20 protein-coding genes and 1 pseudogene are annotated in these 26008 nt (G+C 58.3%); 12 read left to right on the forward strand and 9 right to left on the reverse strand.

Annotated elements, in window-relative coordinates; genetic code table 11:
• Positions 1 to 8: 8 nt before the first annotated feature.
• Positions 9 to 3638: a bifunctional proline dehydrogenase/L-glutamate gamma-semialdehyde dehydrogenase PutA gene (gene putA / locus AC5JQH_RS04500; RefSeq protein WP_493805335.1), complete on the reverse strand. Its 3630-nt coding sequence runs from the start codon at positions 3636 to 3638 to the stop codon at positions 9 to 11.
• A gap of 170 nt (positions 3639 to 3808) precedes the next feature.
• Positions 3809 to 7303, reverse strand: coding sequence for an NAD-glutamate dehydrogenase (locus AC5JQH_RS04505; protein ID WP_491713091.1), 3495 nt, complete (start codon positions 7301 to 7303; stop codon positions 3809 to 3811).
• A 159-nt stretch (positions 7304 to 7462) separates the two neighbouring features.
• On the opposite strand from AC5JQH_RS04505, the gene AC5JQH_RS04510 reads away from it, so the two are divergent.
• The gene (locus AC5JQH_RS04510; protein WP_008173814.1) at positions 7463 to 7915 is read left to right on the forward strand and encodes an Lrp/AsnC ligand binding domain-containing protein; all 453 of its coding nucleotides are present in this window, start codon (positions 7463 to 7465) and stop codon (positions 7913 to 7915) included.
• Between the two features lie 31 nt (positions 7916 to 7946).
• On the opposite strand, the gene paaY is transcribed toward AC5JQH_RS04510, so the two are convergent.
• Complete coding sequence (gene paaY / locus AC5JQH_RS04515; protein ID WP_008173812.1) at positions 7947 to 8546, reverse strand: phenylacetic acid degradation protein PaaY; 600 nt, start codon at positions 8544 to 8546, stop codon at positions 7947 to 7949.
• 384 nt (positions 8547 to 8930) lie between these two features.
• Between paaY and paaG the strand changes: the two genes are divergently transcribed.
• The 11 genes from paaG (at position 8931) to paaZ (ending at position 20478) form a co-directional block, all read left to right on the forward strand.
• Entirely contained in the window at positions 8931 to 9722 is a 792-nt protein-coding gene (paaG, locus tag AC5JQH_RS04520) for a 2-(1,2-epoxy-1,2-dihydrophenyl)acetyl-CoA isomerase PaaG (protein WP_014577962.1), read from the forward strand.
• 3 nt (positions 9723 to 9725) lie between these two features.
• Positions 9726 to 11246 carry a 3-hydroxyacyl-CoA dehydrogenase PaaH gene (gene paaH, locus AC5JQH_RS04525; protein WP_491713092.1) on the forward strand — a complete coding sequence of 507 codons (1521 nt, stop codon included), beginning with the start codon at positions 9726 to 9728 and terminating at the stop codon, positions 11244 to 11246.
• Complete coding sequence (paaI, locus tag AC5JQH_RS04530) at positions 11243 to 11689, forward strand: hydroxyphenylacetyl-CoA thioesterase PaaI (protein ID WP_008173807.1); 447 nt, start codon at positions 11243 to 11245, stop codon at positions 11687 to 11689. Before paaH ends, paaI begins: the two co-directional genes overlap by 4 nt.
• Positions 11686 to 12933, forward strand: a complete 1248-nt coding sequence (gene pcaF / locus AC5JQH_RS04535) for a 3-oxoadipyl-CoA thiolase (RefSeq protein WP_430415198.1) — start codon at positions 11686 to 11688, stop codon at positions 12931 to 12933. The genes paaI and pcaF overlap by 4 nt, the downstream gene beginning before the upstream one ends.
• Positions 12934 to 12992: 59 nt before the next feature.
• Complete coding sequence (gene paaK / locus AC5JQH_RS04540) at positions 12993 to 14303, forward strand: phenylacetate--CoA ligase PaaK (RefSeq protein ID WP_014577966.1); 1311 nt, start codon at positions 12993 to 12995, stop codon at positions 14301 to 14303.
• A 327-nt stretch (positions 14304 to 14630) separates the two neighbouring features.
• Positions 14631 to 15623, forward strand: coding sequence for a 1,2-phenylacetyl-CoA epoxidase subunit PaaA (gene paaA / locus AC5JQH_RS04545; RefSeq protein ID WP_493791635.1), 993 nt, complete (start codon positions 14631 to 14633; stop codon positions 15621 to 15623).
• Between the two features lie 17 nt (positions 15624 to 15640).
• Complete coding sequence (paaB, locus tag AC5JQH_RS04550) at positions 15641 to 15922, forward strand: 1,2-phenylacetyl-CoA epoxidase subunit PaaB (protein ID WP_014577967.1); 282 nt, start codon at positions 15641 to 15643, stop codon at positions 15920 to 15922.
• A gap of 12 nt (positions 15923 to 15934) precedes the next feature.
• On the forward strand, positions 15935 to 16699 hold the full coding sequence (gene paaC / locus AC5JQH_RS04555) for a 1,2-phenylacetyl-CoA epoxidase subunit PaaC (protein WP_008173798.1): 765 nt from the start codon (positions 15935 to 15937) through the stop codon (positions 16697 to 16699).
• Entirely contained in the window at positions 16683 to 17252 is a 570-nt protein-coding gene (gene paaD, locus AC5JQH_RS04560; protein WP_008173796.1) for a 1,2-phenylacetyl-CoA epoxidase subunit PaaD, read from the forward strand. Before paaC ends, paaD begins: the two co-directional genes overlap by 17 nt.
• A gap of 13 nt (positions 17253 to 17265) precedes the next feature.
• The gene (paaE, locus tag AC5JQH_RS04565) at positions 17266 to 18345 is read left to right on the forward strand and encodes a 1,2-phenylacetyl-CoA epoxidase subunit PaaE (RefSeq protein WP_014577968.1); all 1080 of its coding nucleotides are present in this window, start codon (positions 17266 to 17268) and stop codon (positions 18343 to 18345) included.
• Positions 18346 to 18432: 87 nt separating this feature from the next.
• Positions 18433 to 20478 (forward strand): phenylacetic acid degradation bifunctional protein PaaZ, encoded by a 2046-nt coding sequence (paaZ, locus tag AC5JQH_RS04570; RefSeq protein ID WP_273084428.1) that lies wholly within the window; start codon positions 18433 to 18435, stop codon positions 20476 to 20478.
• Positions 20479 to 20599: 121 nt separating this feature from the next.
• Here paaZ and AC5JQH_RS04575 read toward each other — a convergent pair whose 3' ends face one another.
• The 6 genes and pseudogenes from AC5JQH_RS04575 to AC5JQH_RS04600 all read right to left on the reverse strand — a co-directional run bounded on the left by AC5JQH_RS04575 (position 20600) and on the right by AC5JQH_RS04600 (position 25859).
• A complete protein-coding gene (locus tag AC5JQH_RS04575) occupies positions 20600 to 21304 on the reverse strand; it encodes an ABC transporter ATP-binding protein (protein ID WP_227519413.1) in 705 nt (234 codons plus the stop codon).
• A 210-nt stretch (positions 21305 to 21514) separates the two neighbouring features.
• Positions 21515 to 21964: pseudogene (locus AC5JQH_RS04580) on the reverse strand (hemerythrin domain-containing protein); the annotation flags it as partial.
• 17 nt (positions 21965 to 21981) lie between these two features.
• Positions 21982 to 22740, reverse strand: a complete 759-nt coding sequence (locus tag AC5JQH_RS04585; RefSeq protein WP_459421294.1) for an ABC transporter ATP-binding protein — start codon at positions 22738 to 22740, stop codon at positions 21982 to 21984.
• Positions 22737 to 23744 (reverse strand): branched-chain amino acid ABC transporter permease, encoded by a 1008-nt coding sequence (locus AC5JQH_RS04590; RefSeq protein WP_493791636.1) that lies wholly within the window; start codon positions 23742 to 23744, stop codon positions 22737 to 22739. The genes AC5JQH_RS04585 and AC5JQH_RS04590 overlap by 4 nt, the downstream gene beginning before the upstream one ends.
• Complete coding sequence (locus AC5JQH_RS04595) at positions 23744 to 24619, reverse strand: branched-chain amino acid ABC transporter permease (RefSeq protein ID WP_008173784.1); 876 nt, start codon at positions 24617 to 24619, stop codon at positions 23744 to 23746. Before AC5JQH_RS04595 ends, AC5JQH_RS04590 begins: the two co-directional genes overlap by 1 nt.
• Positions 24620 to 24701: 82 nt before the next feature.
• Positions 24702 to 25859 carry an ABC transporter substrate-binding protein gene (locus AC5JQH_RS04600; RefSeq protein WP_008173783.1) on the reverse strand — a complete coding sequence of 386 codons (1158 nt, stop codon included), beginning with the start codon at positions 25857 to 25859 and terminating at the stop codon, positions 24702 to 24704.
• Positions 25860 to 26008 lie beyond the last annotated feature (149 nt).

Here is a 26008-nt window from a genome sequence, read left to right on the forward strand (position 1 = left end):
ACCGCCGATTATTCGGAGGCGGCAATCAGGCTGGCGTTACCGCCGGCTGCGGTTGTATCGACACACAGGTGACGTTCGATCACAAACCGCTGATCCAGGGTGTGCTCTGTAATCAGCGGCAGCAACGCACCGTCACGCTTGGCCAGTGCCTCGCGATAGGCTTTCAGCAAGGACTGAACGCCGCAGCTCACCACCGCATCGAAACCATCAACGGTTGCCAGGGCGTCCGGCTCCAGCAGACCTTCCGCGCCAGTGATTGGCAGTCCGGCCTTCGCAGCCTGATCCACTGTGTCCTGAACACCCGGCGCAATCACCACCACCTTGTTGCCTTGTGACAACGCGGTGCCGGCCTGCTCCAGAGCGGTTTCCTTATCCGGCCCCAGACACAGCACCACACCACGGGCATGGTTGGACAGGCGGTTGGTTTCACCCGTTGGGCCGGGCAGCGCTTCCACGTGAGCGTCCAGTGGCTCCGGAACATTTCCAAAGATGGGCCTGATTGCGTCCACACGAGCTTCAGGCCTGGACGTCTTCAGTTTGTCCAGCTGGCCAATCAGCTTCTGCAGCTGCTTGGCATCCACCTTCCTGGCGTTGGAATCCGCCTCGCGCTCGATCGTTTCACCTTTCAGGAAGCGACGGACGTACTGCGGACCACCGGCTTTGGGGCCGGTACCTGACAGACCTTCACCCCCGAAAGGCTGGGAGCCCACGATGGCACCGATCTGGTTCCGGTTCACGTAGGTGTTACCTACCTTGATCCGGCTGGAGATGCGCTCGACCCGGCGATCCACACGGCTGTGGATACCAAATGTGAGCCCGTAGCCCTTGGCGTTAACGTCGTCCACCACCTTGTCGATGTTCTTCGCCTCAAATGTGGCAACGTGCAGAACCGGACCGAAAATCTCCTCTTCCATCTCTTCGATACCGCTGACGCTCAGCACCGCCGGCGAAACAAACAGACCCTTCTCGGGAACCTTCAGCTTCTTCAGCAGCTTGCCGTTGCGCTCGAACTTCTCGCAATGGTCCACGATTTTCTTGCGGGCGTTCTCGTCGATTACCGGGCCCACATCCGTGGACAGCAACCAGGGATCGCCAATTCCCAGCTCTTCCATGGCGCCATAAAGCATTTCCAGGAGACCATCGGCAATGTCCTTCTGCACGTAGAGCATACGCAGGGCCGAACAACGCTGACCCGCACTCTGGAACGAGGACGCCAGAACGTCACGGACAACCTGCTCCGGCAATGCCGTGGAATCCACGATCATGGCGTTCAGGCCGCCGGTTTCTGCAACCAGCGGCGCGTCCGGTGCCATATTCTCGGTCATCACCTTGTTGATGCGCTGCGCGGTAGCGGTGGAGCCGGTGAAGCACACGCCGCTGACCCGTGAATCGGAGGTCAGAGCCGCACCGACGGTGGCGCCGGTACCCGGCACCAACTGGATGGCATCCGTCGGGATACCGGCCTGATGCATCAGTTCCACGGCGCGAATAGCCAGCAAGGATGTCTGCTCAGCCGGCTTCGCCACCACGGTGTTACCTGCCGCGAGGTTGGCCAGAATCTGCCCGGAGAAGATCGCCAGCGGGAAGTTCCAGGGTGAAATACACACCATCACACCACGGGCGTCGCCGCTGTCTTTGTAGCGAATGGCCTCGTTGGCGTAATACTGGGAGAAGTCGACCGCCTCACGGACCTCTGCCACCGCATCCAGCAGGGATTTCCCCGCTTCACGGGTGGTGAGGGCGAACAGCTCATCAACGTTCTCTTCGTAAAGGTCGCCCACCTTGCGAACGCAAGCGGCCCGCTCTTCTGCGGACTTCTCGGACCAGCTCTTGAACGCCGCCGCAGCAGCGGTAATCGCGGTGTCCACATCAGCGTCCGAAGCCTGGGTTACATGGCCGACCAGATCGTCCGGGTCCGCCGGGTTGCGCACTACCTGCACTTCGGTGCCGGCCACTTCGCCAGCAATCACCGGGCCGCCCTTCCAGCGGTAGTCCTTGTAGGCGCCGCGGCCCTTCTCGATCTCGTTGACTGTGACCGGATCGGTGATATCCCAGCCTTTGGAGTTGCGGCGCTGATCGCCAAACAGGTTGAACGGATGCACGATCGCCTTGCTGGAGATGTTTTTACCCATCTGCTCAACGCTGACAATCGGATCCTTGGCAATTTCCTCAGGGGTAATGCTGGTGTCCACGATCTGGTTCACGAAGGAACTGTTGGCACCGTTCTCCAGCAGGCGACGCACCAGATACGCAAGCAGATCCTTGTGAGGGCCCACGGGCGCGTAGATACGGCAGGGTACGCCACTGACTTTCAGAACCTCGTTGTGCAGGGATTCGCCCATGCCATGCAGACGCTGAAACTCGTAGTTGTCCACGCCCTTGGTCTTGGCCATTTCCAGAATGGAGGAAACCGAATGCGCGTTGTGGGTGGCGAACTGCGGGTAAATGCGGTTCGTCATGTTCAGCAGTTTGGTGGCGCAGGACAGGAACGATACGTCGCTGCAGGCCTTGCGAGTGAACACCGGAAAACCATTCAGACCCATTACCTGGGCACGTTTGATCTCGGCGTCCCAGTAGGCACCCTTCACCAGTCGCACCATGAGCTTGCGGTCGTATTTTTCAGCCAGACCGTAGAGCCAGTCGATAACGAAGGACGAACGCTTGCCGTAGGCCTGGACCACCACGCCGAAGCCATCCCAGTTCGCAATCTCGGGATCGGCAACCAGTGCTTCGATCACATCAAGGGAAAGATCCAGGCGATCCTGCTCCTCGGCGTCGATGTTGAAGCCCATGTTGGCGGCCGCTGCCTTCTTGACCAGTTCGCGGGCCCGGGGCAGCAGTTCGTTCATCACCCGCTCTTTATTGCCGTACTCGTAGCGGGCCAGCAAGGCGGAAAGTTTTACCGAGATGCCGGGATTCTTACGGACATCGCCCTTGCTCGCCTTGGCAATGCTATCGATGGCGTTGGAGTAGGAATCGTAATAACGCTTGGCGTCATCATCGGTGCGCGCGGCTTCACCCAGCATGTCGTAGGAATAGGTGTAGCCTTTGGCCATGTATTCCTTGGCTTCGTCCTGGGCCTCTTCGATATCACGGCCCAGAACGAACTGACGGCCCATTTCTTTCATGGCCTGACCGGCAACGGTACGGATAACCGGCTCACCAAAGCGCTTGAGCAGCTTGCGAAGGGTTTCGCCCACGGTGTTGCGCTCGGAGTCCTTCAGCAGGTTGCTGGTCATCAGCAGGGCAACGGTGGCGGTGTTGATCAATCCAGACGACGCTTTGCCCACGTGGGTACCCCAGGCGCCGGAGGTGATCTTGTCCTCAATCAGCTCATGGATGGTTGTGTTGTCGGGCACACGCAACAGCGCCTCGGCCAGACACATCAGGGCAACGCCTTCCTTGGTCGTCAGGCCATACTCCGCCAGGAATTTTTCCATGATGGTGGACTTGGCATTCTTGCGAACGCCGCGTACCAGTTCAGCCGCACGAGCGGAAATGGCGTCGCGCTCGGCCTGGGACAACTGGGCACCAGCAATCATCTCGTGGATAACCTTGTGCTCGTCAGCGAGATAATAATCACGAATCGCCTGCCGACTATCGACAAGCTCGGGCGTCTGTGATTGCTGCGGTCTCATAGTTGTACCCTCTTAGTTGTTTGTCTCTCCGGCATTCTACCGAGATCGACAAAGACTATTTCGCTATAAATTCAAGGCAAGCGTGCCATTACGTCTTTAATCCATCACAAAAAATTAATAATTTTCTCCAAAAAACGTGATTTTCAGTCACCTTGCCTGTCGTAGTCCTGCTATGCGGCTTTCAATGCCAGCTCTCTGAGCACTCCATGAGCGACTGAGAAAACGGCACAATCCACATCATTGGCGGCCTGCATGTCGTTCAGCATCCGCTCCCAGCGGGCGAGTAACATCCGCTTGTTCCCCCGCCACGCCTCAATCCGCTTCTCCGGCGTTTCATCGCCATCAACGGGCTCGGAAAACACGCTTAGCGTGAGATTCCGTAACTGATGATCCAGCTCGTCCCTGAAATGAATGGTCGCCAACACTTGCCAGTGGCCATTTGCCCGGAAGGCCCGCATTTGCCGGTCCAACCAGGTCAGGTTCAGGCTTTCACCGAGCGTGAAATACACCCAGGCCACCGACTCCAGCTTTTCGTCCAGCTGACGGGCGATCTCGACCATGTCCATCAGCCAGTAACGGCTTTCCGCGGAAGCGCACCAGGCGGAAAGATCTTCCGGAACCATCCGCTCACAGTATTCAGCATAGCGTTCATACCAGCGACTTGCAGGAATCACCGATTCAAGTCGGCTTTTTGAAGCCAGCACATCCGCCATGGGAGCCCGGTAATGGTCGATACAGGAAACCGGGTCCAGCGCCTGCCGGCGGTTCTGCAAGAGCCAGCTGGTGCTTCGGGTCACCAACCGGATGGCATCGGCGAACAGGTCTGCCTGAACGCCGGCGTCAATTTTTCCATCCAGTGATTCCATACTCTCCCAATGGGCGTCTACGTCATGTATTCGCAGGGAGATCAGGTAGGCCGAGGCAATCCGTCCAGCATCAGCCCCGGTAGCGCTGCGTATCCGGTCAAACCAGGTGATCCCCATGCGATTTACCATGTCGTTGGCAATCTGGGTGGCCGAGATTTCTGCACGCAGGGGATGGGCCCCCACCGCTTCCGGGAAGGCGGCCAGCAGAGAGGCCGGGAAAGCCGAGTGCAGTGCAGAATTGAATCGCGGGTCATGGACGATCGGTGATGCGACCAGGGCCTGCTTGAGTTCAATTTTTGCGTAGGAAACCAGTACCGCCAGTTCAGGGCGTGTCAGGCCGCCGCCGTGCTCACGGCGAGCCTGCAATTCTTCATCCGACGGAAGAAATTCGAGACTGCGGTCCAGTTTGCCTTCTGTCTCCAGCCTGCGCATCAGCCGTTCGTACTGGTCTGCGGTGGCAACTGCGGGGTTCTGGGCAAGACTCAGCGCCATCGCCTGTCGGTAATTGTTGCGCAGCACCAGTTCGGCCACCTCAGACGTCATGGCCCTGAGCATCCGGTTTCGCTCCGGAAGCGACATCAGCTGTCGGTGCACCAGGTCATTCAGCAGAATCTTGATGTTCACCTCATGGTCCGAGCAGTCGACGCCACCGGCGTTATCGATAAAATCACTGTTCACGGAGCCGCCACGACGGGCGAAGTCGATGCGGGCCTTCTGGGTAACACCCAGGTTCCCGCCTTCTCCCAATGCCTTGCATCGCAGTTCGTTACTGTCGATTCGAAGCGCATCGTTGGTTTTGTCGCCAACATCCTCATGGGACTCTGAAGGCGCCTTCACATAGGTCCCGATACCACCGTTCCAGAGCATGTCTACCGGCGCTTTCAACAAAGCGCTGATCAGATCCGCAGGCGACAGGCTGCGTGCCTTGATGCCCAACACCTTGCGCATCTGCGACGACACAGGAATAGACTTCATGGACCTGGAGAAAACACCGCCCCCGTCGCTGATCAGCTGGGTATCGTAATCGGCCCAGGATGAGCCGGACAGTTTGAAAAGCCGCTCTCGCTCGCGAAACGAGGCCGCAGCATCCGGATCCGGGTCGACAAAAATATGCTGGTGATTGAATGCACCGATAAGTCGAATTCGGTCGGATAGGAGCATGCCGTTGCCGAATACATCGCCACCCATATCGCCAATACCGACCACGGTGAACTCATCGCTCTGGGTATCGGTGCCTTTTTCCAGGAAGTGCCGTTTCACCGACTCCCAGGCGCCCCGGGCGGTGATACCCATTTTCTTGTGGTCGTAGCCCTCACTGCCCCCGGAGGCAAAGGCATCGCCCAGCCAGAAGTTGTACTCTGCCGCCAGTGCGTTGGCGATATCGGAAAACGTGGCTGTGCCCTTGTCGGCGGCGACCACCAGATAGGTGTCATCACTGTCATAGCGAACGACATTGGCAGGAGGGACTACCTGGCCGTCATCAAGGTTATCAGTGATATCCAGCAGCCCCCTTATGAAGGTCTGATAGCAGGAAACCCCTTCTTCGCGAACGGCCTCCCGAGAGCCATCCCTGGGCGGCTGCTTCACCACGAAGCCACCCTTCGCGCCTGCAGGCACGATCACCGAGTTCTTGACCTGCTGGGCCTTCACCAGGCCAAGGATCTCCGTACGGTAATCCTCAATCCGGTCGGACCAGCGAAGGCCACCCCGCGCGACTGGCCCGGCACGCAGATGCACGCCTTCGATTCGGGGCGAATACACAAAAATCTCGAACTTTGGCCTTGGGCGCGGTATGTCAGGAATCGACGACGGATCCAGCTTGAGCGACAGATAGGACGGAAACCCGCCATCCTCCCGGACCTGGAAATAGTTGGTTCTCAGCGTTGCCCGAATGAGCATGAAGAAACGCCGCAGAATGCGGTCGTCATCGAGGCTCGCCACCGCTTCCAGCGAATCCCGCAGCTCTGCCTCAAGCTTTTCTGTCCTGGACTTACGCCCTTTTACCCCGGGCTCGAACCGATTGAAAAAGAACGCCACGAGCCGCGAAGTGATATCCGGATGCCGGGCCAGGGTTTCTGCAATGAACGGCTGGCTGAACCCGAATCGCAGTTGTTTCACGTAACGGGCATAGGCTCGGATCAGCGCCACTTCCCGCCAGCTCAGGCCGCAGAGCATGATCAGCTGGTTGAAATCGTCGTTTTCTGCAAAGCCATTCCAGATCTCCCGGAACGCCGACTGGATCAGCGGCCTTGCAGTACGCAGGTCGGCCTGCCGGCACCGGTCGTGGAGTTCGACGGTAAAATCACTGACGCCGAAATTTTCGCCATCCCGTCGACGAACCCGGTATGGGTGCTCGCCCAGAACCCGCATACCCAGGTTCTCCAGAATCGGAATCACATCTGACAGGATAACCGGCTGGCCTTCGCTGTAGAGCTTGAAGTGGAATCCGGTTTCGGAAGGATCTCTGGGTTGGTAGAACCGCATGGGCACATCGGTGCTGACGGCAATGGACTGGATCTGCTCAATATCGGCAAGTGCCTCTGACACCGGAAACCTCGCCCGGTAGGCCGAAGGGAACCCGCCACTGAACACCTGGGCATAGCGCCCGCCAATCGAGTCGCCGAAACTCCGGACCAGCTCGCCGTGGAGGTCGTCATCCCAGGATCGGGACTCCTCCACCATCCGGGCCACGATCTCCCGGAGTTCAAGGGAGTCGTCGTTATCGGACGCCTGGTTCTGGAGGACATCGGCAAGCTGTTCCAGCAGGGTTTGTTTTTGTAATGCGCGGGAATCGGTCATCGAAACTCTCCGGACTTGGTAAACGTTCTTACTGGGCTGATGAACCTACCAGTATACGCAAGGCCGGAAAGTCACTTAGACCATATAGTTTCGGATTAGAGGAGTTTCGATTATATTTGCCATATGATTTAGCCGTTAATTTAACCTGGAACAGACAACATGGCCGAATTGGATCGAATAGACCAATCCATTATTCGCGAGCTACAGAAGAACTCCCGAATCACGGTAACCGAGCTTGCGTCCCGGGTGGGCCTTTCCAAAACTCCGTGCCAAGTGCGGATGCGCCGGCTTGAGGAGCACGGCTACATCACCGGTTACACGGCCCTGGTTAACCAGACCAAACTTGGTCTCAGCCACATTGCCTTCGCACAGGTTACCCTGAACGACACCAGCAGCGGCGCCCTGACCGCCTTCAACAAAGCGGTTCAGAGCGTCTCGGCGGTGGAGCAGTGCCACATGATTGCCGGGAACTTCGACTACCTGTTAAAAGTCCGAACCCGCAACATGCAGGAATACCGGCAGGTTCTTGGGGAGGAAATCTCGGCCCTGCCCCACGTGCTGCAAACCAGCACGTTTGTGGTTATGGAGAACGTCAAGGACGCCGGACTCTAAAAGCGATTTCCCGTATCCGGCGCCAAACCATCTATTCGGACTGCTCGTACTTGGGCTTGTAACCGCTGGCGTCCACCCGGGGCCGATCCGTCTCAGCTTCTGACAGTGGCTGGACCTCCTCAAGGCTTGCCAGAGAACGAAGCGTGAGTCGCTGGTACTCTTCTGTACCCTTTCTCTTCCAGGCGATTTCCTTGTCGCTCAGCATGCGCATAACCTTGGCCGGCGAGCCAACAATCAGCGATCCCGGCTCACAGGTAAACTTCGCCTTAACAAACGCGCAGGCGCCAACAATGGAGCGGGGTGCAATGTGCGCCTCATCCATCACCACCGCATTCATGCCCACCATGGCATCTTCTCCGACAACGCAGCCGTGCAGGATTGCGCCATGGCCGACGTGTCCGTTTTTCTCGACAACCGTATCCATCCCGGGAAAGGCATGCATCACACACGTGTCCTGAACATTGGACCCCTGCTTCAGAATGATCCGCCCGAAATCTGCTCGCAGCGAAGCCGCAGGCCCCACGTAGCAATCCGGTCCGATCCAGACATCCCCAATGAGAACGGCGGTTGGATGCACATAGGCGGACGGATGAACAACAGGAACAACGCCTTCTATACTGTAGCTGGGCATAACGGTCTCCTTCGCGGACGGGCCTGGCAGCGCTCCGCCAAACGACAGGCTGAACGTGGGACCCGAAAAGTCATTGTGATTCATTTTCTGTATCACATTATCCTTTTCCGGGAGATTTTTCATACCTTAGCGCCTGTTTTGAGACGAGAATCCACCCCTGCAATGGCTCAAACCTGAGAGCGCTGATGAAATTTTACTGGATATTCAGCAATATAGACAAAGCAGGCGATCACCTCCGACCAAAGTGATACAGAACCAAGCCAGCACAATCCTTGACGAGTATCAATTCTAAGATATACTCATTTTCCACATTCGATAGCAGTGTGCCGATTTAACACACCTTTCGCGCTATCCCCCCTACAACAAACAACAGGACATACCGCCATGACTCAGCCGAGCATTCTTCTTGAAATCGATCAGGGCGTGGCTCTGCTTACCCTGAACCGTCCGGACAACCTGAACAGTTTCAACGTTGAAATGCATGAGCGTATGCGCGAGGCCATCAGCACCGTGCGTAAGGATGAGTCTGTCCGTGTACTGGTCATCACCGGCTCCGGCCGGGGTTTTTGTGCGGGGCAGGATCTTTCCGACCGCAGCGTCTCACCAGATCAGGAAATGCCGGACTTGGGCGCCTCTCTGGAGAACTATTACAACCCGCTGATGCGGAGCCTCCGGGATCTGCCGATGCCCGTGCTCTGTGCGGTTAACGGGGTGGCCGCTGGCGCCGGCGCCAACATTGCCCTGGCCTGCGACATTACCCTCGCGGCCCGCTCAGCCAATTTCGTTCAGGCCTTCTGCAAACTGGGGCTGGTACCTGATTCCGGCGGCACCTGGACTCTGCCCCGGGTAGCGGGCATGGCCAGAGCCAAAGGCATGGCACTTCTGGGCGACAAGATCAGCGCCGAGCAGGCCGAGAACTGGGGCATGATCTGGCGTTGCGTTGATAACGAGCAACTCATGGAAGAGACCATGAAACTTGCCCGCCATTTCGCGACCCAACCGACCAAGGGCCTTGCACTGATCAAGCGGGCACTGCACGCCAGCGCCAGCAACACCTTTGAAGAACAGATCAATCTGGAGCGCGATCTGCAGCGCATGGCGGGACAGACCGAAGACTACCGTGAGGGCGTTGCCGCCTTCATGGAAAAACGCACGCCGAACTTCAAGGGGAAATAAGCCATGCCGGCACTGGATACTCAAACCAAAGTTGCCGTCGTCGGCGCCGGCGCCATGGGCTCCGGCATTGCCCAGGTGGCCGCCCAGGCAGGCCACCAGGTTTACCTGCACGACCAGAGAGAGGGTGCCGCCGAGGCGGGCCGTGACGGTATCGCGAAGCAGCTTCAGCGTCGTGTCGACAAAGGCAAGATGCAGCAGCAGGAGCTGGACGATGTGATCGGCCGGATTCACCCGGTTGCAAAGCTTGATGACGTCGCAGACGCCGGGCTGGTGATCGAGGCCATCATCGAGGATCTCCAGATCAAACGTCAGCTGCTGGCGAACCTCGAGAATCTGTGTGCCGGGGATGCGATCCTCGCCACCAATACCTCCTCCATCTCTGTGACCGCCCTCGGCGCCGAAATGAACAAACCCGAGCGCCTGGTAGGCATGCACTTCTTCAACCCGGCGCCCCTCATGGCCCTGGTCGAAGTTGTCATGGGACTGGCGACCAGCCAGGCCGTCGCCGATACCGTTCATGCCACGGCAACTGCCTGGGGCAAGAAACCGGTCTACGCGACCTCGACTCCCGGCTTTATCGTCAACCGCGTGGCCCGTCCGTTTTACGCGGAAAGCCTGCGCCTGCTGCAGGAACAGGCCACCGACGCCGCCACGCTGGATGCCATCATCCGCGAAGCCGGCCAGTTCCGGATGGGTGCCTTTGAGCTGACCGACCTGATCGGCCACGACGTCAACTACGCCGTCACCAACTCGGTCTTCAATTCCTATTACCAGGACCCCCGCTTTCTACCGTCGCTGATCCAGAAAGAACTGGTGGAAGCCGGTCGCCTGGGACGCAAGAGCGGCCAGGGGTTCTATCCCTATGGCGAGAGTGCGGAAAAGCCGCAGCCAAAGACCGAGCCGGCACATCAATCCGATGAGTCCGTGGTCATTGCCGAAGGCAATCCCGGCGTAGCCGCACCGTTGCTGGAGCGACTGAAGGCAGCCGGCCTGACCATTATCGAGCGCGACGGCCCGGGCCAGATTCGCTTCGGCGATGCGGTACTGGCACTTACCGACGGCCGGATGGCTACCGAGCGTGCCGCCTGTGAGGGCCTCGCCAATCTGGTGCTGTTTGACCTTGCCTTTGACTACAGCAAAGCAAGCCGGCTTGCCCTGGCGCCTGCCGATCAGGCGTCCGACGCAGCGGTTTCCTGTGCCTGTGCTTTACTGCAAAAAGCGGGTATCGAAGTCAGCCTGATCGCGGACCGGCCGGGGCTGGTCATCATGCGTACCGTCGCCATGCTGGCGAATGAAGCGGCCGATGCGGCTCTTCAAGGTGTTGCAACGGTCGCGGATATCGATCTGGCAATGAAAGCGGGCCTGAACTATCCCGACGGCCCCCTGAGCTGGAGCGACCGCCTGGGCGCGGGCCACGTGTTCAAGGTGCTCACCAACATCCAGACCAGCTACGCAGAGGACCGCTATCGCCCTGCCCTGCTGCTCCGGAAGAACGCATTTGCACAGAAGGGGTTTTATTCATGAGCGAGATGGATCCGCAAGTACTCGCCGAAGAATGCGCCAAGGCCATGTTCGCGCGGGACCGCGCCAGCCAGAAACTGGGCATGAACATCGAGTCCGTTGCCCCGGGCAAGGCAGTGCTCACCATGACGGTCACCTGCGACATGATCCAGGGCCACGGCTCCTGCCACGGCGGTTACCTGTTCACCCTGGCCGATTCGGCGTTTGCGTTTGCCTGTAACAGCTACGACCGCGCCACCGTGGCCTCCGGTTGCAGCATTGATTACATGTACGGCGCCAAAGAGGGCGACCTGCTGACCGCCACCGCCGAAGAACAGGCCCGCGGCGGCCGCACCGGCGTTTACGACATCACACTAACCAATCAGGACGGCCGCAAGGTTGCCCTGTTCCGGGGCCGCTCCTATGAGGTTCGTGGCACCGTACGCAATTCGGAGGAAACTGCATGAGCGGCGACAACATCCTGAAAGACGCCTACATCGTCGATGCCATCCGCACCCCTATCGGTCGATACGGCGGTGCTCTCTCCGCCGTGCGGGCAGATGACCTGGGCGCCATTCCTATCAAGGCCCTGGCAGAGCGCCATCCGGATCTGGACTGGTCGAAAATTGACGACGTTCTTTATGGCTGCGCCAACCAGGCCGGTGAAGACAATCGCGACGTTGCCCGCATGTCCCTGCTACTGGCTGGCCTTCCGGTGGACGTACCGGGCAGCACCATCAACCGTCTGTGCGGTTCCGGTATGGATGCAGTCGGCAGCGCCGCCCGGGCCATCCGTACCGGCGAAACACAGCTGATGATTGCCGGCGGCGTCGAATCCATGTCCCGTGCTCCCTTCGTTATGGGCAAGGCCGACTCTGCATTCAGTCGCAAGGCGGAGATTTTTGACACCACCATCGGCTGGCGCTTTGTAAACCCGGTACTGAAAAAGCAGTACGGCATTGATTCCATGCCCGAGACGGCGGAAAACGTTGCGGCCGACTTCGGCATTTCCCGGGAAGACCAGGACGCGTTCGCCCTGCGCAGTCAGCAGCGGACCGCGGCTGCCCAGAAAGAAGGCCGCCTGGCCGCTGAGATCACACCGGTCACGATTCCCCGCCGCAAGCAGGACCCGCTGGTGGTGGACACCGACGAGCATCCCCGGGAAACCAGCCTGGAAAAACTCGCCTCTCTGCCAACCCCGTTCCGTGAAAACGGCACGGTGACTGCGGGCAATGCGTCCGGCGTGAACGACGGTGCCTGCGCACTGCTTCTGGCGGGAGCCGATGCCCTCAAACAGTACAACCTCAAACCCCGCGCCCGGGTAGTTGCCATGGCAACGGCTGGCGTAGAGCCACGGATCATGGGCTTTGGCCCGGCACCGGCCACCCGAAAGGTTCTGGCCACCGCCGGTCTGGAGCTGGCAGATATAGATGTTATCGAGCTGAACGAGGCATTTGCTGCGCAGGCCCTGGCGGTTACCCGTGATCTCGGCCTGCCGGATGATGCCGAGCACGTAAATCCGAACGGTGGCGCCATTGCCCTCGGCCACCCCCTGGGCATGAGCGGCGCCCGGCTGGTAACCACTGCCCTGAATGAACTGGAGCGTCGCCACGCCGCGGGCCAGAAAGCCCGGTATGCCCTCTGCACCATGTGCATCGGCGTTGGCCAGGGCATCGCACTGATCATTGAACGGATGGATGCGGTGGCCTGAAGCCACCCGCCAACAAGAACAAAGACCCTTATTCGACAAGAACAACGCAGGACAGAACCATGACCTTACCACTGCAAAAACTTGGCAAACTTGACCGCATGGAAACCGCCAGCATTGATGAGCTGCGCCACGAACAGCTGCAGCGCCTGCGCTGGAGCGTTGTCCATGCCTACACCAACGTGCCGTTCTACCGCAAAGCGTTTGATGACCAGGGTCTGAAGCCCATGGACATCAACTCGCTGGAAGACCTGGCCAAGGTGCCATTCACCACCAAGGCGGATCTGCGGGACAACTACCCGTTCGGCATGTTTGCCACCCCCATGTCCGACGTGGTGCGGGTGCACGCCTCCAGTGGTACCACCGGCAAGCCAACCGTCGTCGGTTACACCCAGAGTGATATCAACACCTGGGCCGACATTGTGGCACGGTCCATCCGGGCCGGCGGCGGCTCCCGTGGCGACAAGGTTCATGTAGCCTATGGCTATGGCCTGTTCACCGGCGGTCTGGGCGCCCACTACGGTGCCGAACGCCTTGGCTGCACGGTTATTCCGATGTCCGGCGGCCAGACCGAGAAGCAGGTTCAACTGATCAAGGATTTCGAACCGGACATCATCATGGTGACGCCGTCCTACATGCTGAACATTGCCGATGAAATGGAGCGTCAGGGCATTGATCCCCATAAACTGCCCCTGCGGCTCGGCATTTTCGGCGCAGAACCGTGGACCAACGCCATGCGATCCGAGATCGAGGAGCGCCTCGGCATCGAGGCTCTTGATATCTATGGTCTGTCGGAAGTCATGGGGCCGGGCGTGGGCATGGAATGTATTGAAACCAAAGACGGCCCGACCATCTGGGAGGATCACTTCTATCCGGAAATCATCAACCCGGAAACCGGTGAAGTGCTGCCTGATGGTGAATACGGTGAGCTGGTCTTCACGTCATTGACCAAGGTGGCCCTGCCGATTCTGCGCTATCGCACCCGGGATCTCACCCGCCTGCTGCCAGGCACTGCACGTCCGATGCGCCGGATCGACAAGATCACCGGTCGCAGCGACGACATGCTGATCATTCGCGGCGTCAACGTGTTCCCGAGCCAGATCGAGGAGCAGGTGCTCAAGTGCGAGGCTCTGGCACCGCACTACGAGATCGAGGTTTACAAGGAAGGCAACCTGGACTGCGTGGATATCCGGACCGAACTGAAACCCGGCGTAACCGACACCCCCGAGAGTCGTGCTGCGGCGGCCAAGGAACTGGCGCACCACATCAAGTCCTACATCGGCATCAGCACCCGTGTCGAGGTGGTGGAAACCAACCGTCTGGCACGCTCGGAAGGCAAGGCCAAGCGCGTATTTGATCGCCGTAACCAGTAAATCCGACCGACCAGCAGAGAGTCAGCACGCAGCGGATGCCGCTGACTCTCGCTGCTTTTCCCACCACCAGGCCCCGCAATCACCGATTTAAAATTGCTTTCCGTTTGCTGATCTCAATAGCATTTGCTCACGTATCACTTTTTTTATTATGCAAATCAGCACTATAAGATCTCATAAGGAAGCTTTTAGATATAACATGACACACAAAGACTGTTCTTGATATTTATTCAGTATCATATAATATGGAGTCATTGACCCTCAGTTGTTATTGAGGGTTCTCTGTTCACGGACAACAGAACAACAAGCCCGATCCGGAGGTATTTGTTTATGTACGCCCAGCTCGTTGAAACCGGCGCCAAGCGCCTTAAGACGAAAGAAGAGATGTCGCCCGAAGAGCGCGACTTTCAGGAAAAGGTCGACGCCGAAACCAAAATCGAACCCAAAAACTGGATGCCGGAAGGCTACCGGAAGACCCTGATTCGCCAGATTTCCCAGCACGCCCACTCTGAAGTGGTCGGCATGCTGCCGGAAGGCAACTGGGTTACCCGCGCGCCTACGCTCAAGCGTAAGCTCCAGCTGATGGCCAAGATTCAGGACGAAGCGGGCCACGGCCTGTACCTGTATAGCGCCATGGAAACCCTGGGTGCTGACCGTGACGAAGAGATCGAAAAGCTGCACCAGGGAAAAGCCAAGTATTCCAGCATCTTCAACTACCCGACCCTGAACTGGGCGGACATGGGTGCTGTTGGCTGGCTGGTAGACGGCGCCGCCATTGTTAACCAGGTGGTGCTGCAGCGTACCTCCTATGGTCCCTATTCCCGCGCCATGATCCGCATCTGCAAGGAAGAAAGCTTCCACCAGCGTCAGGGTTACCAGATCCTGCTGGACATGATGCGCGAAGGCACCGAGGAACAGAAAGCCATGGTGCAGGACGCCATTAACCGTCTGTGGTGGCCGGCACTGATGATGTTCGGACCGCATGACGACGAGTCCCCGAACTCCCATCAGTCCATGGCCTGGAAGATCAAGCGCAAGAGCAACGACGAACTGCGCCAGATGTTTATTGACCAGACCGTGCCGCAGCTCGAATTCCTTGGCTGCACTGCACCGGATCCGGACCTGAAGTGGAACGAAGAAACCGGCCATTACGATTTCGGCGAAATCAACTGGCAGGAATTCTACGACGTCCTCAAGGGCAACGGTCCCTGCAACCGCGAGCGCATCAAAACTCGCAAGAACGCTATTGACGAAGGTGCCTGGGTCCGTGAAGCGGCCGTCGCCTACGCCGAAAAACAAAAACAGCGCGCACAAGCCGCCTGATACCGGAGGAATACAACATGTCTGAATGGCGCCTTTACGAAGTCTTTGTACGGTCCAAGCACGGCCTGAACCACAAACACGTGGGCAGCGTGCATGCCGCAGACGCCGAGATGGCCATGGAAAACGCCCGTGATCTTTATACACGCCGTAACGAAGGCGTAAGCATCTGGGTGGTTCCCTCCGACGCGATCACGGCGTCCGCGTCCGACGAGAAGGAAGTACTTTTCGATCCGTCGGAAGACAAGGTTTACCGGCACGCTTCCTTCTACAAGCTGCCCGATGAAGTCGGACACATGTAAGGAGCGGTACCCATGACACAAACAGAAGCATTAAAGGAATACCTGCTGCGCCTGGCAGATTCCGACATGATCCTCGGCCAGCGCCTTTGCGAGCTGTGTGGCAAGGCCCCGGCGCTTGAGGAAGAGATGGCACTGATGAACGTTGCCCTCGACCTCGTCGGCCAAGCCCGCAACTGGTACGAGTATGCAGCCGAGCTGATCGACGATGGCCGCGATGCTGACAAGCTGGCCTTCCGCCGGGACGCTCACGAGTATCGCAACCTGCTGATGACCGAGCAGCCCAACGAGGACTACGCCGTCACCATGGGTCGTCAGTTCTTCTTCGACGTGTACCACTACTTCACGCTCAAGAGCCTGACCGAATCCAGCGACGAGCGCATTGCCGGCATCGCTGCCAAGGCGCTGAAAGAGGTGACCTACCACCTGCGCCGCTCCTCGGAGTGGGTGAAGCGTTTTGGTGATGGCACTGAAGAAAGCCACCGCCGCATGCAGGACGCCGTCGACATCCTCTGGCGTTTTACCGGCGAGCTTATTACGCCGGACGACACCGATCGTGTGATGGCCGAGGCGGGCATTGGCCCGGATACTGACCAGCTGGCCAAAGACTGGCGCGGCATGGTCAACGAGGTGCTCACCCAGGCAACCCTGACTCCTGGCGCGGAAGACGCCTGGATGTACATGGGTGGCAAGCACGGCGAGCACACCGAACACCTCGGTTTCATCCTGGCAGAAATGCAGTTCCTGCAGAGGGCCTATCCCGATGCCACAACATGGTGATTCAGACAGCCGGTCAGCTGTCGACATTCTGATTGCCAGTGATCGGGTGCCGGCCAACGCCCGCCCGGATCTGCTGACAGAGGACGACATCTGGGCACTTCTTGAAGAGGTCAAAGACCCTGAAGTGCCGGCAGTCAGTGTCGTGGAGCTCGGCATTGTCCGGGCGGTTCACTGGGACGGTAAAGAACTGTCCATTGACGTGACCCCGACCTACTCCGGGTGCCCGGCCACCGAACTGATTGAGGAGCTGATCGCCGAGGCGCTGCGCGCCGCTGGCTTCCGCGATCCGAAAATCAAACAGGTTCTGACCCCTGCCTGGACCACCGACTGGATCACAGACGAAGGCAAAGAAAAGCTTCGGGCGTTCGGTATCGCGCCACCCGAGGGCAGCTCCAGCAAAATGAGCCTGCTCGGAGAACCGGAGGTCATTGCCTGCCCTCATTGCGGCAGCAAAGACACCGAACGGGTCAGCGAGTTCGGATCCACCGCCTGCAAAGCCCTTTATCGTTGCAAGGAATGCCTCGAGCCCTTCGACTATTTCAAATGCATCTAGAGCCGATACGATCATGAACAAATTTTACTCACTGACCCTCAAAGAGGTCAGACCTGAAACAAGAAACGCCGTATCACTTGCTTTTGACGTGCCGGAAGATCTGGCAGACAAGTTTCACTACCAGCAGGGCCAGCACCTGATCGTGCGCACCAAGCTGGATGGCGAGGAAGTTCGCCGCTCCTACTCGATCTGCCGCAGTGTCAACGACCAGGAGCTTCGCATCGCCGTCAAACAGGTTCCGGGCGGTCGCTTCTCCACCTTTGCCAACGAGCAACTCAAGCCCGGCCAGACTCTGGAAGTCATGCCGCCGCAGGGCCATTTCTCGGTTGATCTGGACCCCGAGCGTGAAGGCAACTACCTGGCGGTAGCCGCCGGCAGTGGTATTACTCCGATCCTCTCGATCGTGAAGACCACCCTGGAAACCGAGCCCAAGAGCGAGGTCACCCTGTTCTACGGCAACAAGGCCACCAGCAGCACCATGTTCCGTGACGAGCTGCAGGACCTGAAAAACGAGTACATGTCCCGCCTTAACCTGGTGTACATCTTTACCCGTGAAGAACAGGACATAGACCTTTACAACGGTCGTATCGACCACGAGAAGTGCGACAAGCTGTTCGATCACTGGATCAATGCCAAGGAGCTCACGGCGGCCTTTATCTGCGGCCCGCAGATGATGACCGAGACCGTGCGCGACTCGCTGCTGAACCACGGCATGGAAAAGAGCAGGATCCACTTCGAACTGTTTACCCCGGCTGGTGGTGTTCCCCAGGCCCGGAAAGACCGGGATCCGGCACACGTCGATCCCCAGTCAATCAGTGAAGTAACGGTGATCGCTGATGGCCGCTCGCTGACTTTCCCGCTGGTGCGCGACACCAAGAGCATTCTGGATGCCGGCAATGAAGAAGGCGCGGACCTGCCCTATTCCTGCAAGGCTGGCGTCTGCTCCACATGCCGAGCCAAGGTCGTGGAAGGCGAGGTAGAGATGGATCAGAACTTTGCTCTGGAAGACTACGAGGTGGAAGCCGGTTACGTGCTTTCCTGCCAGTGCTACCCGATCAGCGACAAGGTGGTTCTGGACTACGACGAAATGTAGTTTCCGCCCCCAAAACAAGACAAGAGCAAGGCAAGTCCCGCAGCAACGGGGCTTGCCTTCGCGTTTCAGAAACGAATGGAGTTTCCCATGTCAGTCCTGAAAAGTTTCATTGCCGGCCAGTGGGTCGGCGAAAAGCCCGCCAAGGCTCTGCCAAGCGCCGTTAACGGCGAGATCGTCGCCCACACCCACGACGACACTCTCGACTTCAAGAACGCTGTTGAGTATGGCCGCAAGGTTGGCGGCAAAAACCTCATGGCGATGGATTTCCAGGAGCGCGCCCTGGCCCTGAAGGCCATGGCCCTGTACCTCCAGGAGCACAAAAAAGAACTCTACGCCCTGTCGATGCATACCGGTTCCACCAAGGGCGACAACGGCATCGATATCGACGGTGGTTTCGGTACGCTGTTTTCCTACGCCAGCATGGGCCGCCGCGAACTTCCCTCGGGCAACGTGGTTCACGAAGGCCCGGTGACTCCGCTGGGCAAGAACAACCACTTTGCAGGCACCCATATCCTGGTGCCCCGCGGCGGCGTTGCGGTTCACATTGACGCCTACAACTTCCCGGTATGGGGCATGCTCGAAAAGTTTGCACCCACCTTCCTGGCAGGCATGCCGTCCATCGTGAAGCCGGCCACCTCAACCTGCTACGTGACCGAACTCGCCGTCCGCCTGATGCAGGAATCCGGCGCGCTTCCGGAAGGCAGCCTGCAGTTGATCATTGGCAGCACCGGCGACCTGTTTGACCATCTGGAAGAGCAGGATGTGGTGACCTTCACAGGCTCGGCCGCAACGGCACGGAAGCTCAGGAACCACCCGAACATCATCAATCGTTCGATTCCGTTCAACGCCGAGGCCGATTCACTGAACAGTGCCATTCTGGCGCCGGACGTGACCCCGGAGCACGAAGAATTCGACGTCTTCGTAAAGGAAATCCGGCGCGAGATGACCGCCAAGGCCGGTCAGAAATGTACCGCCATTCGTCGTATCTTCGTTCCGAAAGATCAGGTAAACGCGGTCTGCGACAAGCTGAAAGAGCAGCTTTCCAAGATCACCGTGGGTGATCCCTCTGTCGAAGGCGTCCGCATGGGTGCACTGGCCTCCATCGACCAGCTGGAGGATGTGAAAGCCAACATCCAGGAATTGCTCAAGACCAGTGAGCTGGTTGTGGGTGGCGAAGGCAACTTCAAGGCTACCGGCGATGGCACCGAGAAGGGCGCGTTCATCGAGCCGCACCTGCTGCTGTGCCGGAACCCGGAAAGCGGCTGTGGTGCCCACGATATCGAGGCATTCGGCCCGGTTGCTACCGTCATTCCTTACGACACCATCGAGGACGCGGTTGAGCTTTGCTCCAGGGGCCGCGGCTCCCTGGTCACCACTCTGACCACCCGTGATCCCGCCATTGCTGGCAGGGTCGCCCCGCTGCTGGCCGCGTTCCATGGCCGCCTGCACCTGCTGGATGCCGAAGCCGCAAAAGAATCCACAGGCCACGGTTCTCCTCTGCCCATGCTGAAGCATGGCGGCCCCGGTCGCGCCGGTGGTGGTGAGGAACTGGGCGGTATCCGTGCGGTTCACCACTACCTGCAGCGCACCGCAATCCAGGGCTCGCCCAGCATGCTGGCTGCGGTTACCCGCGAGTATGTACGCGGTGCCGATCTGATCGAAACGGACGTGCACCCGTTCCGTCGCCACTTCGAAGACCTGCAGATCAACGAATCGCTGCTGACTCACCGACGCACCGTTACCGAAGCCGACATCGTCAACTTCGGCTGCCTGTCCGGTGATCACTTCTACATGCACTTTGATGAAATCGCAGCGCGGGACTCCCAGTTCGGCAAGCGTATTGCCCACGGTTATTTCGTGCTTTCCGCTGCTGCCGGCCTGTTTGTCTATCCCGGCGAGGGCCCCGTGCTGGCTAACTATGGTCTGGACACACTGCGCTTCATTGAACCGGTTGCCCCGGGAGACACCATCCGGGCACGACTGACCTGCAAGCGCAAGATTGATCAGGGTCGGACATCTCCGGACGGACATCCTCAGGGTGTGGTGGTCTGGGACGTCCAGGTTCACAACCAGAACGACGAAATGGTTGCGAGCTACGACATCCTGACACTGGTTGCCAAGAAGCCCGAGTAACACCGGGCTTTCCTGTTTTCTCCCTGTCCTGGACCCCAGGGGGAAAGCGTCAGGCAAATAAAAGGGGGACAGGTCGCAAGACCTGTCCCCCTTTTATTGGCGCAAGGAAAGTTCCGGGCGATTACATGCCCAGGTAGGCCTCACGAACCTTCTCATTGCTGAGCAGTTCACGGCCGGTCCCTTCAATCACCACCTTGCCGGTCTCCAGCACATAGCCGCGATCAGCCAGTGCCAATGCCTGAGAGGCGTTCTGCTCTACCAGGAAGATGGTAATGCCCTCTTCCTTCAGTTCTTTGACGATGTTGAAGATCTCTTCGATGATCAACGGGGCCAGACCCATACTGGGCTCGTCCATAAGCAGCAGCCTGGGCTTGGCCATCAGGGCCCGGCCCATTGCCAGCATCTGCTGCTGGCCACCGGAGAGCTCACCCGCCAGGTTATGGCGCTTCTGACGCAGAATCGGGAACTTGGTGTACATCCGTTCCAGGTCGTCCATTACCTCGGGCGTTTTGCCCCGGGTATAGGCGCCCAACAGCAGATTATCGTGAACGCTCAGGTCCTTGAACACCTGCCGGCCTTCAGGCACCTGAACAATGCCATCGGCCACCCGCTGGTCGGCGCTGATCTTGGACAGATCCTTGCCTTCGAAGGTGATGGCACCCCGGTCAGTGGGCTGCAGGCCGGAAATGGTCATCAGCAGGGTGGACTTGCCGGCACCGTTGGCGCCTACCAGTGACACGATCTCGCCGCTGTTGATATGGATATCCACATCATGCAGAACTTCGATCTGACCGTAGGAAGTCACCAGCCCCTTGATGGACAGCATTTCCTGCTTGGCATGGGGCGCCGTCACCCGGTCCGCATGCTTCAGGCCAAGACCACCGAATTTCTCCGGAGTGTAGCTGACAATCTGGTGCCGCAGTTCCCGGAACTCTTCCCGAACGCGCTCACCGAACAGCGGATCGTTTTCCACGTCCCGGGCTTCAATAATCTGCTGCCAGTCTTCTTCCGTCAGCAGTTTACGGGCCCGTGGAATAACCACGCCCTCTTCCTTGCGAATGTGTTTGCGCAAGGCTTCCGTGAAACGGGCCAGAGCATGGCTGAACTCTTCGCGACCTTCCGGCCAGCCTTTTTCGCACTCCGCCAACAACTGGCGCAACTCCACCAGCTTTTCATGACCGATGACATAGCCCTTCGCCAGCTTCTCAAGAAGAGGCGCCGTCTCAGGGGACTTCTCGCTGAGCCGTTTGTACAGCTCAATGTCCGTGGGGGTGCTATGCACCCGCTGGGAGAAGTGCTGAATGTAATCAAAAATGGTCTTCAGCAGCCGCTCATCAGGGCGCTGATCGTTGAGGTTCATATCACTCAGCAGCTGGTCCAGCAGATCCAGAATCCGCCACAGTGCCTGGTGTTCATGAACAATAATCCTTACGGCCTGCTCACTGCGTGACTGGGCAGGCGCCATTTCAGTGTTTTGCTCGCTCATGTGAAATGTCTCCTTGCTCAGCCACCCAGATAGGCGGCGATAACATCCGGGTTCTGGCGGATTTCCTCAGGGGTTCCCTCTGCCAGAACACGGCCGTAGTTAAGCACCAGCAACCGGTCGGATATACCCATAACCAGCTTCATGTCGTGCTCAACCAGCATAACGGTGGTGCCCTGATCCGCAATTTTCCGGATCAGGTCCTCCAGGGCAGCGGTTTCAACCGCGTTCAGGCCAGCTGCCGGCTCGTCCAGAAGGATAACCTTGGGTTCGGCGGCCAGTGCACGGGCGATTTCCAGGCGCTTGAGCGCGCCATAGGACATGGCCGAGGCCTCCGCGTCGAGGTAGTCGCCACAGCCCACATATTCCATCAGCTCCGCAGCACGCTTGCGAGCGGCGTCTTCATTGCGACGCAGGGACGGCAACCGGAACAAGGTGGTGAACAGGCTGCTTTTCAGCTGCAGGTGACGCCCCAGCATGACGTTCTCGATGGCGGTCATGTTCATGCAGATCTGCATCTGCTGGAATGTACGGCACATGCCCCGCTCAGCCAGATCGTTCGGCTCCAGTTTGGCGGTGCTCTCACCGTTCAACAGGATCTCGCCCTTGGTCGGTGTGTAGAGCCCGGTGATCAGGTTAAACAGCGTGGTCTTGCCGGCACCGTTGGGGCCGATAACCGAATAGACCTGCCCGGCCTCTACGGAGAAACTGACACCTTCCACCGCATGGACACCACCGAAGGCTTTATCCAGCCCTTTGACTTCAACCAGTGCTGTCATGCCTCACCCCCTGCTTTTTTGCGCATTTTCCTGGAAACAAAAGCAGTCAGCGTTGGCAACAACCCTTTGGGCATGAAAATCATGGTAAGCATCAGTATCAGACCGAACATAACGTGCTCCAGCTCCTGGAAGTCCGCCAGGACCTGGGGCAACAACTTGAGCACCACAGCGCCGATGATCACTCCGAAGGTAGAGCCCATGCCACCCAGAACGACCATGGTGATGAAAAGAATGGAGAATTCGAAGCTTGCCACCGCAGGCGTGATAAAACCCTGGAAGTGGGCATAGAGGCTACCCATCAGGCTGGCGTAGATGGCAGAGATCACAAACACCAGGCTTTTGTATTTCGCCGTGTTTACGCCGACTACACTGGCCGCCACTTCCGAACCGTGAACCGAACGCAGTGCCCGGCCAATGGGCGATTCGATAAGGTTCAGGGCAAACCAGACAGCCACCAGAAGCACGACGCTGGCGAAGATATACCAGGCCTGGAAGCCTTCAATATCGATGCCAAACAGCGAGTAGCTGCCAAAAGCGCTTAGCTCCCAGCCAAACACCTCGAATGCCGGAACTGGCATGCCGTCGGGTCCACCGGTGAGTGCCCGCTCGTTGTTCAGGATAATGGCAATGATGAAACCAACGGCGAGGGTCGCCATGGATAGATAGTGGCCCTTCAGGCGCAGAATCGGTCGCCCGACAATCCAGGCAATAAAGCCCACAACAATTGCTCCGACCACCAGTGCGGGCACTGAAGGCCAGCCGTAGGTGCCGGTCGCGATGCCGGTAAAGTAGGCACCAAGACCAAAGAAACCAGCATGGCCCAGGCTGATCTGGCCAGCAAAGCCGACCAGAAGATTAAGGCCAACCACCGTGGCGGCGATGATCGCCATCTGGGTGACCAGTTCATAATGGAATGGGTTGCCGAGAAAAGCGGGAAGAATGATGAGAATCAGGGCCAGGACTACCAGCCCCCGGAGACGCGACTGCATAAACGTATTCAACATCAGACGCGCTCCACTACCTTGGCACCGAACAATCCGCGGGGCATGAAGAACAGCACCAGCAGGATCATGGAGAATGCCACGGCATCCTTGTAATCCGATGAGATGTAGCCGGCTGCCATGGCCTCAACGATACCCAGCGACAGACCGCCGACAACCGCGCCAACACCGCTACCCAGGCCACCAATCGCAGCCGCCACAAAGCCTTTCAGTCCGAGAATGATACCGATGTCGTAGGACGTGAACGTGATCGGGGCAACAACAATACCGGCCACAGAGCCCAGTAATGCCGAAACCATGAATGCCAGCATCAGAACCATCTGAGTCCGGATACCGACAAGGCGCGCAGCCTCCTTGTTCATGGATGTCGCCAGGATAGCCTTGCCAATCAGTGTCTTGGTAAAGAACAGCACCAGGCCGACCACCAGGATCGCGCCAATACCGAGAACCCAGAGGCTCTGGCTATTCAATACCGCTCCGAAAACTTCAATAGGCTGGTCCGAGCTGAAATTCTGCATCACGTGGTATTCCTTGCCCCAGACTACCTGGGCAATACCGCGAATAAAGATCGACGCACCGATGGTGATAATAATCAGGGTAACAACATCGGCCTGTTTGGCAGGCGCAATCGCGAAGCGCTGCAGGGCGATGCCGAGGATACCGGCCAGGACTACGGCCAGCACGACCGCCAGGATCATGGGTACACCCATGGCCGTAAGCGAAACCGTCGCCATGCCTCCAATCATCAGGAACTCGCCCTGGGCGAAGTTGATGACGTGACTGGCGTTATAGATCAGGGTAAAACCGAGGGCTATCAGGGCGTAGGTCGCACCGATAGTAATCCCGGTGAACAGGTACTGTAAGAATTCTGCGAGCATAGCGGTGGTTCCGGTCGAACATCGGCTGGCGACTTGCCCTGAAAAGGGGTCGTCGCCAGCCGCGAGACAGGTTAAAGGGGTATCAGTCGATTAGTTTCCATTCGCCGTTCTGGACTTCCAGAATGCGGAAGGATTCCGGATCAAGGCCGTTGTGGTCTTCCGGGGACATGTTGAACACGCCCGTTACACCGACATAGCCCTGGATGTTTTCCAGTGCGTTACGAACTGCTTCCGGATCGGTAGAGCCAGCTTCTTCCATGGCGCGAACTGCCAGCATCAGGCCGTCGTAGGCATAGGCACCGAAAGTGGACACCTTGGAATCCCAGCGGGCTTCGTATTCAGCCTTGTAGTTCTGGACCACTTCTTTCTGGGGATCGTCGTCCGGCAGGGAATCCGGCACCAGCAGCGGAGAGGCGGGCAGACGCAGGCCATTAGCCGCGGAGCCAGCGAGCTCCAGGAAGCTGTCGGATGCGACACCGTGGGACTGGTAGAACGGAAGCTCCATACCCAGCTGGGCATAGTTGCGAGTTACGATGGCCGGACCCTGACCAAAACCGAAGTTCAGAACCGCTTCCACACCACTTGTGTTACGGATATTGGTCAGCTGGGCGGTCATGTCTGTATCAGATCCGCTGTAGGTAACGTCGGCTACAACCTCCATTCCCATCGCTTCGGCCACTTCCAGAGTCTGGGTACGACCCGAGCTTCCGAAACCACCGGTACCGGAAATCAGACCAAACTTGGTAATGCCGCGATCCTTCATGTCGGTCAGAATACGCTCTGCCGCCATGCGGTCGGTTTGAGGAGTCTTGAATACCCACTTTTTGACCGGGTTGGTGATAACCACAGCACCGGCCAGGGAGATGAACGGCACTTCTGCCTGCTCAATCAGCGGTACCGCCGCCATGGTAGCGCCGGTAGTACTGCCGCCAACGATGATATCAACCTGGTCCGAGCGGATCAGGCGACTGGCAAAGTTACGGGCAGAGGAAGCGTTGCCAACGTCGTCATAGTGGATCAGCTCCAGTTGACGACCAAGGACACCACCTTCTTCATTAATTTTTTCAACGTACATCTCGAGCGTTTTCAGCTCGGGATCACCAAGGAACGATGCCGGGCCTGTCACTGACAGGAACGAACCGATCTTGATGGGTTCAGCTGCCTGAGCGCTCATCATCATGAGACCGGCGGCTGCAACGGCTGCGCATTTGCCTGCGCGACGAATCACTGTTTTAAACATTGTTTTTGTTCTCCCGTTTTTTGCAGGGGCTTGAGTTTTTGTTTCTTCGCTCCCGGTATGATTCGATACCATTGACGAATATCAAATGAAGTTATTGTATCATAACGCTCGTGTCAACTGATTTCCGGGAGTGCCAACGCGGCTCTGTC

It is taken from the genome of Marinobacter sp. H13, from assembly GCF_059072335.1.

Bases quoted from the DNA above. Each gene is read 5' to 3' on its own strand.
- putA (WP_493805335.1), bottom strand. From the start codon at position 3,638: ATGAGACCGCAGCAATCACAGACGCCCGAGCTTGTCGATAGTCGGCAG.
- AC5JQH_RS04505 (WP_491713091.1), bottom strand. From the start codon at position 7,303: ATGACCGATTCCCGCGCATTACAAAAACAAACCCTGCTGGAACAGCTT.
- AC5JQH_RS04510 (WP_008173814.1), top strand. From the start codon at position 7,463: ATGGCCGAATTGGATCGAATAGACCAATCCATTATTCGCGAGCTACAG.
- paaY (WP_008173812.1), bottom strand. From the start codon at position 8,546: ATGCCCAGCTACAGTATAGAAGGCGTTGTTCCTGTTGTTCATCCGTCC.
- paaG (WP_014577962.1), top strand. From the start codon at position 8,931: ATGACTCAGCCGAGCATTCTTCTTGAAATCGATCAGGGCGTGGCTCTG.
- paaH (WP_491713092.1), top strand. From the start codon at position 9,726: ATGCCGGCACTGGATACTCAAACCAAAGTTGCCGTCGTCGGCGCCGGC.
- paaI (WP_008173807.1), top strand. From the start codon at position 11,243: ATGAGCGAGATGGATCCGCAAGTACTCGCCGAAGAATGCGCCAAGGCC.
- pcaF (WP_430415198.1), top strand. From the start codon at position 11,686: ATGAGCGGCGACAACATCCTGAAAGACGCCTACATCGTCGATGCCATC.
- paaK (WP_014577966.1), top strand. From the start codon at position 12,993: ATGACCTTACCACTGCAAAAACTTGGCAAACTTGACCGCATGGAAACC.
- paaA (WP_493791635.1), top strand. From the start codon at position 14,631: ATGTACGCCCAGCTCGTTGAAACCGGCGCCAAGCGCCTTAAGACGAAA.
- paaB (WP_014577967.1), top strand. From the start codon at position 15,641: ATGTCTGAATGGCGCCTTTACGAAGTCTTTGTACGGTCCAAGCACGGC.
- paaC (WP_008173798.1), top strand. From the start codon at position 15,935: ATGACACAAACAGAAGCATTAAAGGAATACCTGCTGCGCCTGGCAGAT.
- paaD (WP_008173796.1), top strand. From the start codon at position 16,683: ATGCCACAACATGGTGATTCAGACAGCCGGTCAGCTGTCGACATTCTG.
- paaE (WP_014577968.1), top strand. From the start codon at position 17,266: ATGAACAAATTTTACTCACTGACCCTCAAAGAGGTCAGACCTGAAACA.
- paaZ (WP_273084428.1), top strand. From the start codon at position 18,433: ATGTCAGTCCTGAAAAGTTTCATTGCCGGCCAGTGGGTCGGCGAAAAG.
- AC5JQH_RS04575 (WP_227519413.1), bottom strand. From the start codon at position 21,304: ATGCTGTCCATCAAGGGGCTGGTGACTTCCTACGGTCAGATCGAAGTT.
- AC5JQH_RS04585 (WP_459421294.1), bottom strand. From the start codon at position 22,740: ATGACAGCACTGGTTGAAGTCAAAGGGCTGGATAAAGCCTTCGGTGGT.
- AC5JQH_RS04590 (WP_493791636.1), bottom strand. From the start codon at position 23,744: ATGTTGAATACGTTTATGCAGTCGCGTCTCCGGGGGCTGGTAGTCCTG.
- AC5JQH_RS04595 (WP_008173784.1), bottom strand. From the start codon at position 24,619: ATGCTCGCAGAATTCTTACAGTACCTGTTCACCGGGATTACTATCGGT.
- AC5JQH_RS04600 (WP_008173783.1), bottom strand. From the start codon at position 25,859: ATGTTTAAAACAGTGATTCGTCGCGCAGGCAAATGCGCAGCCGTTGCA.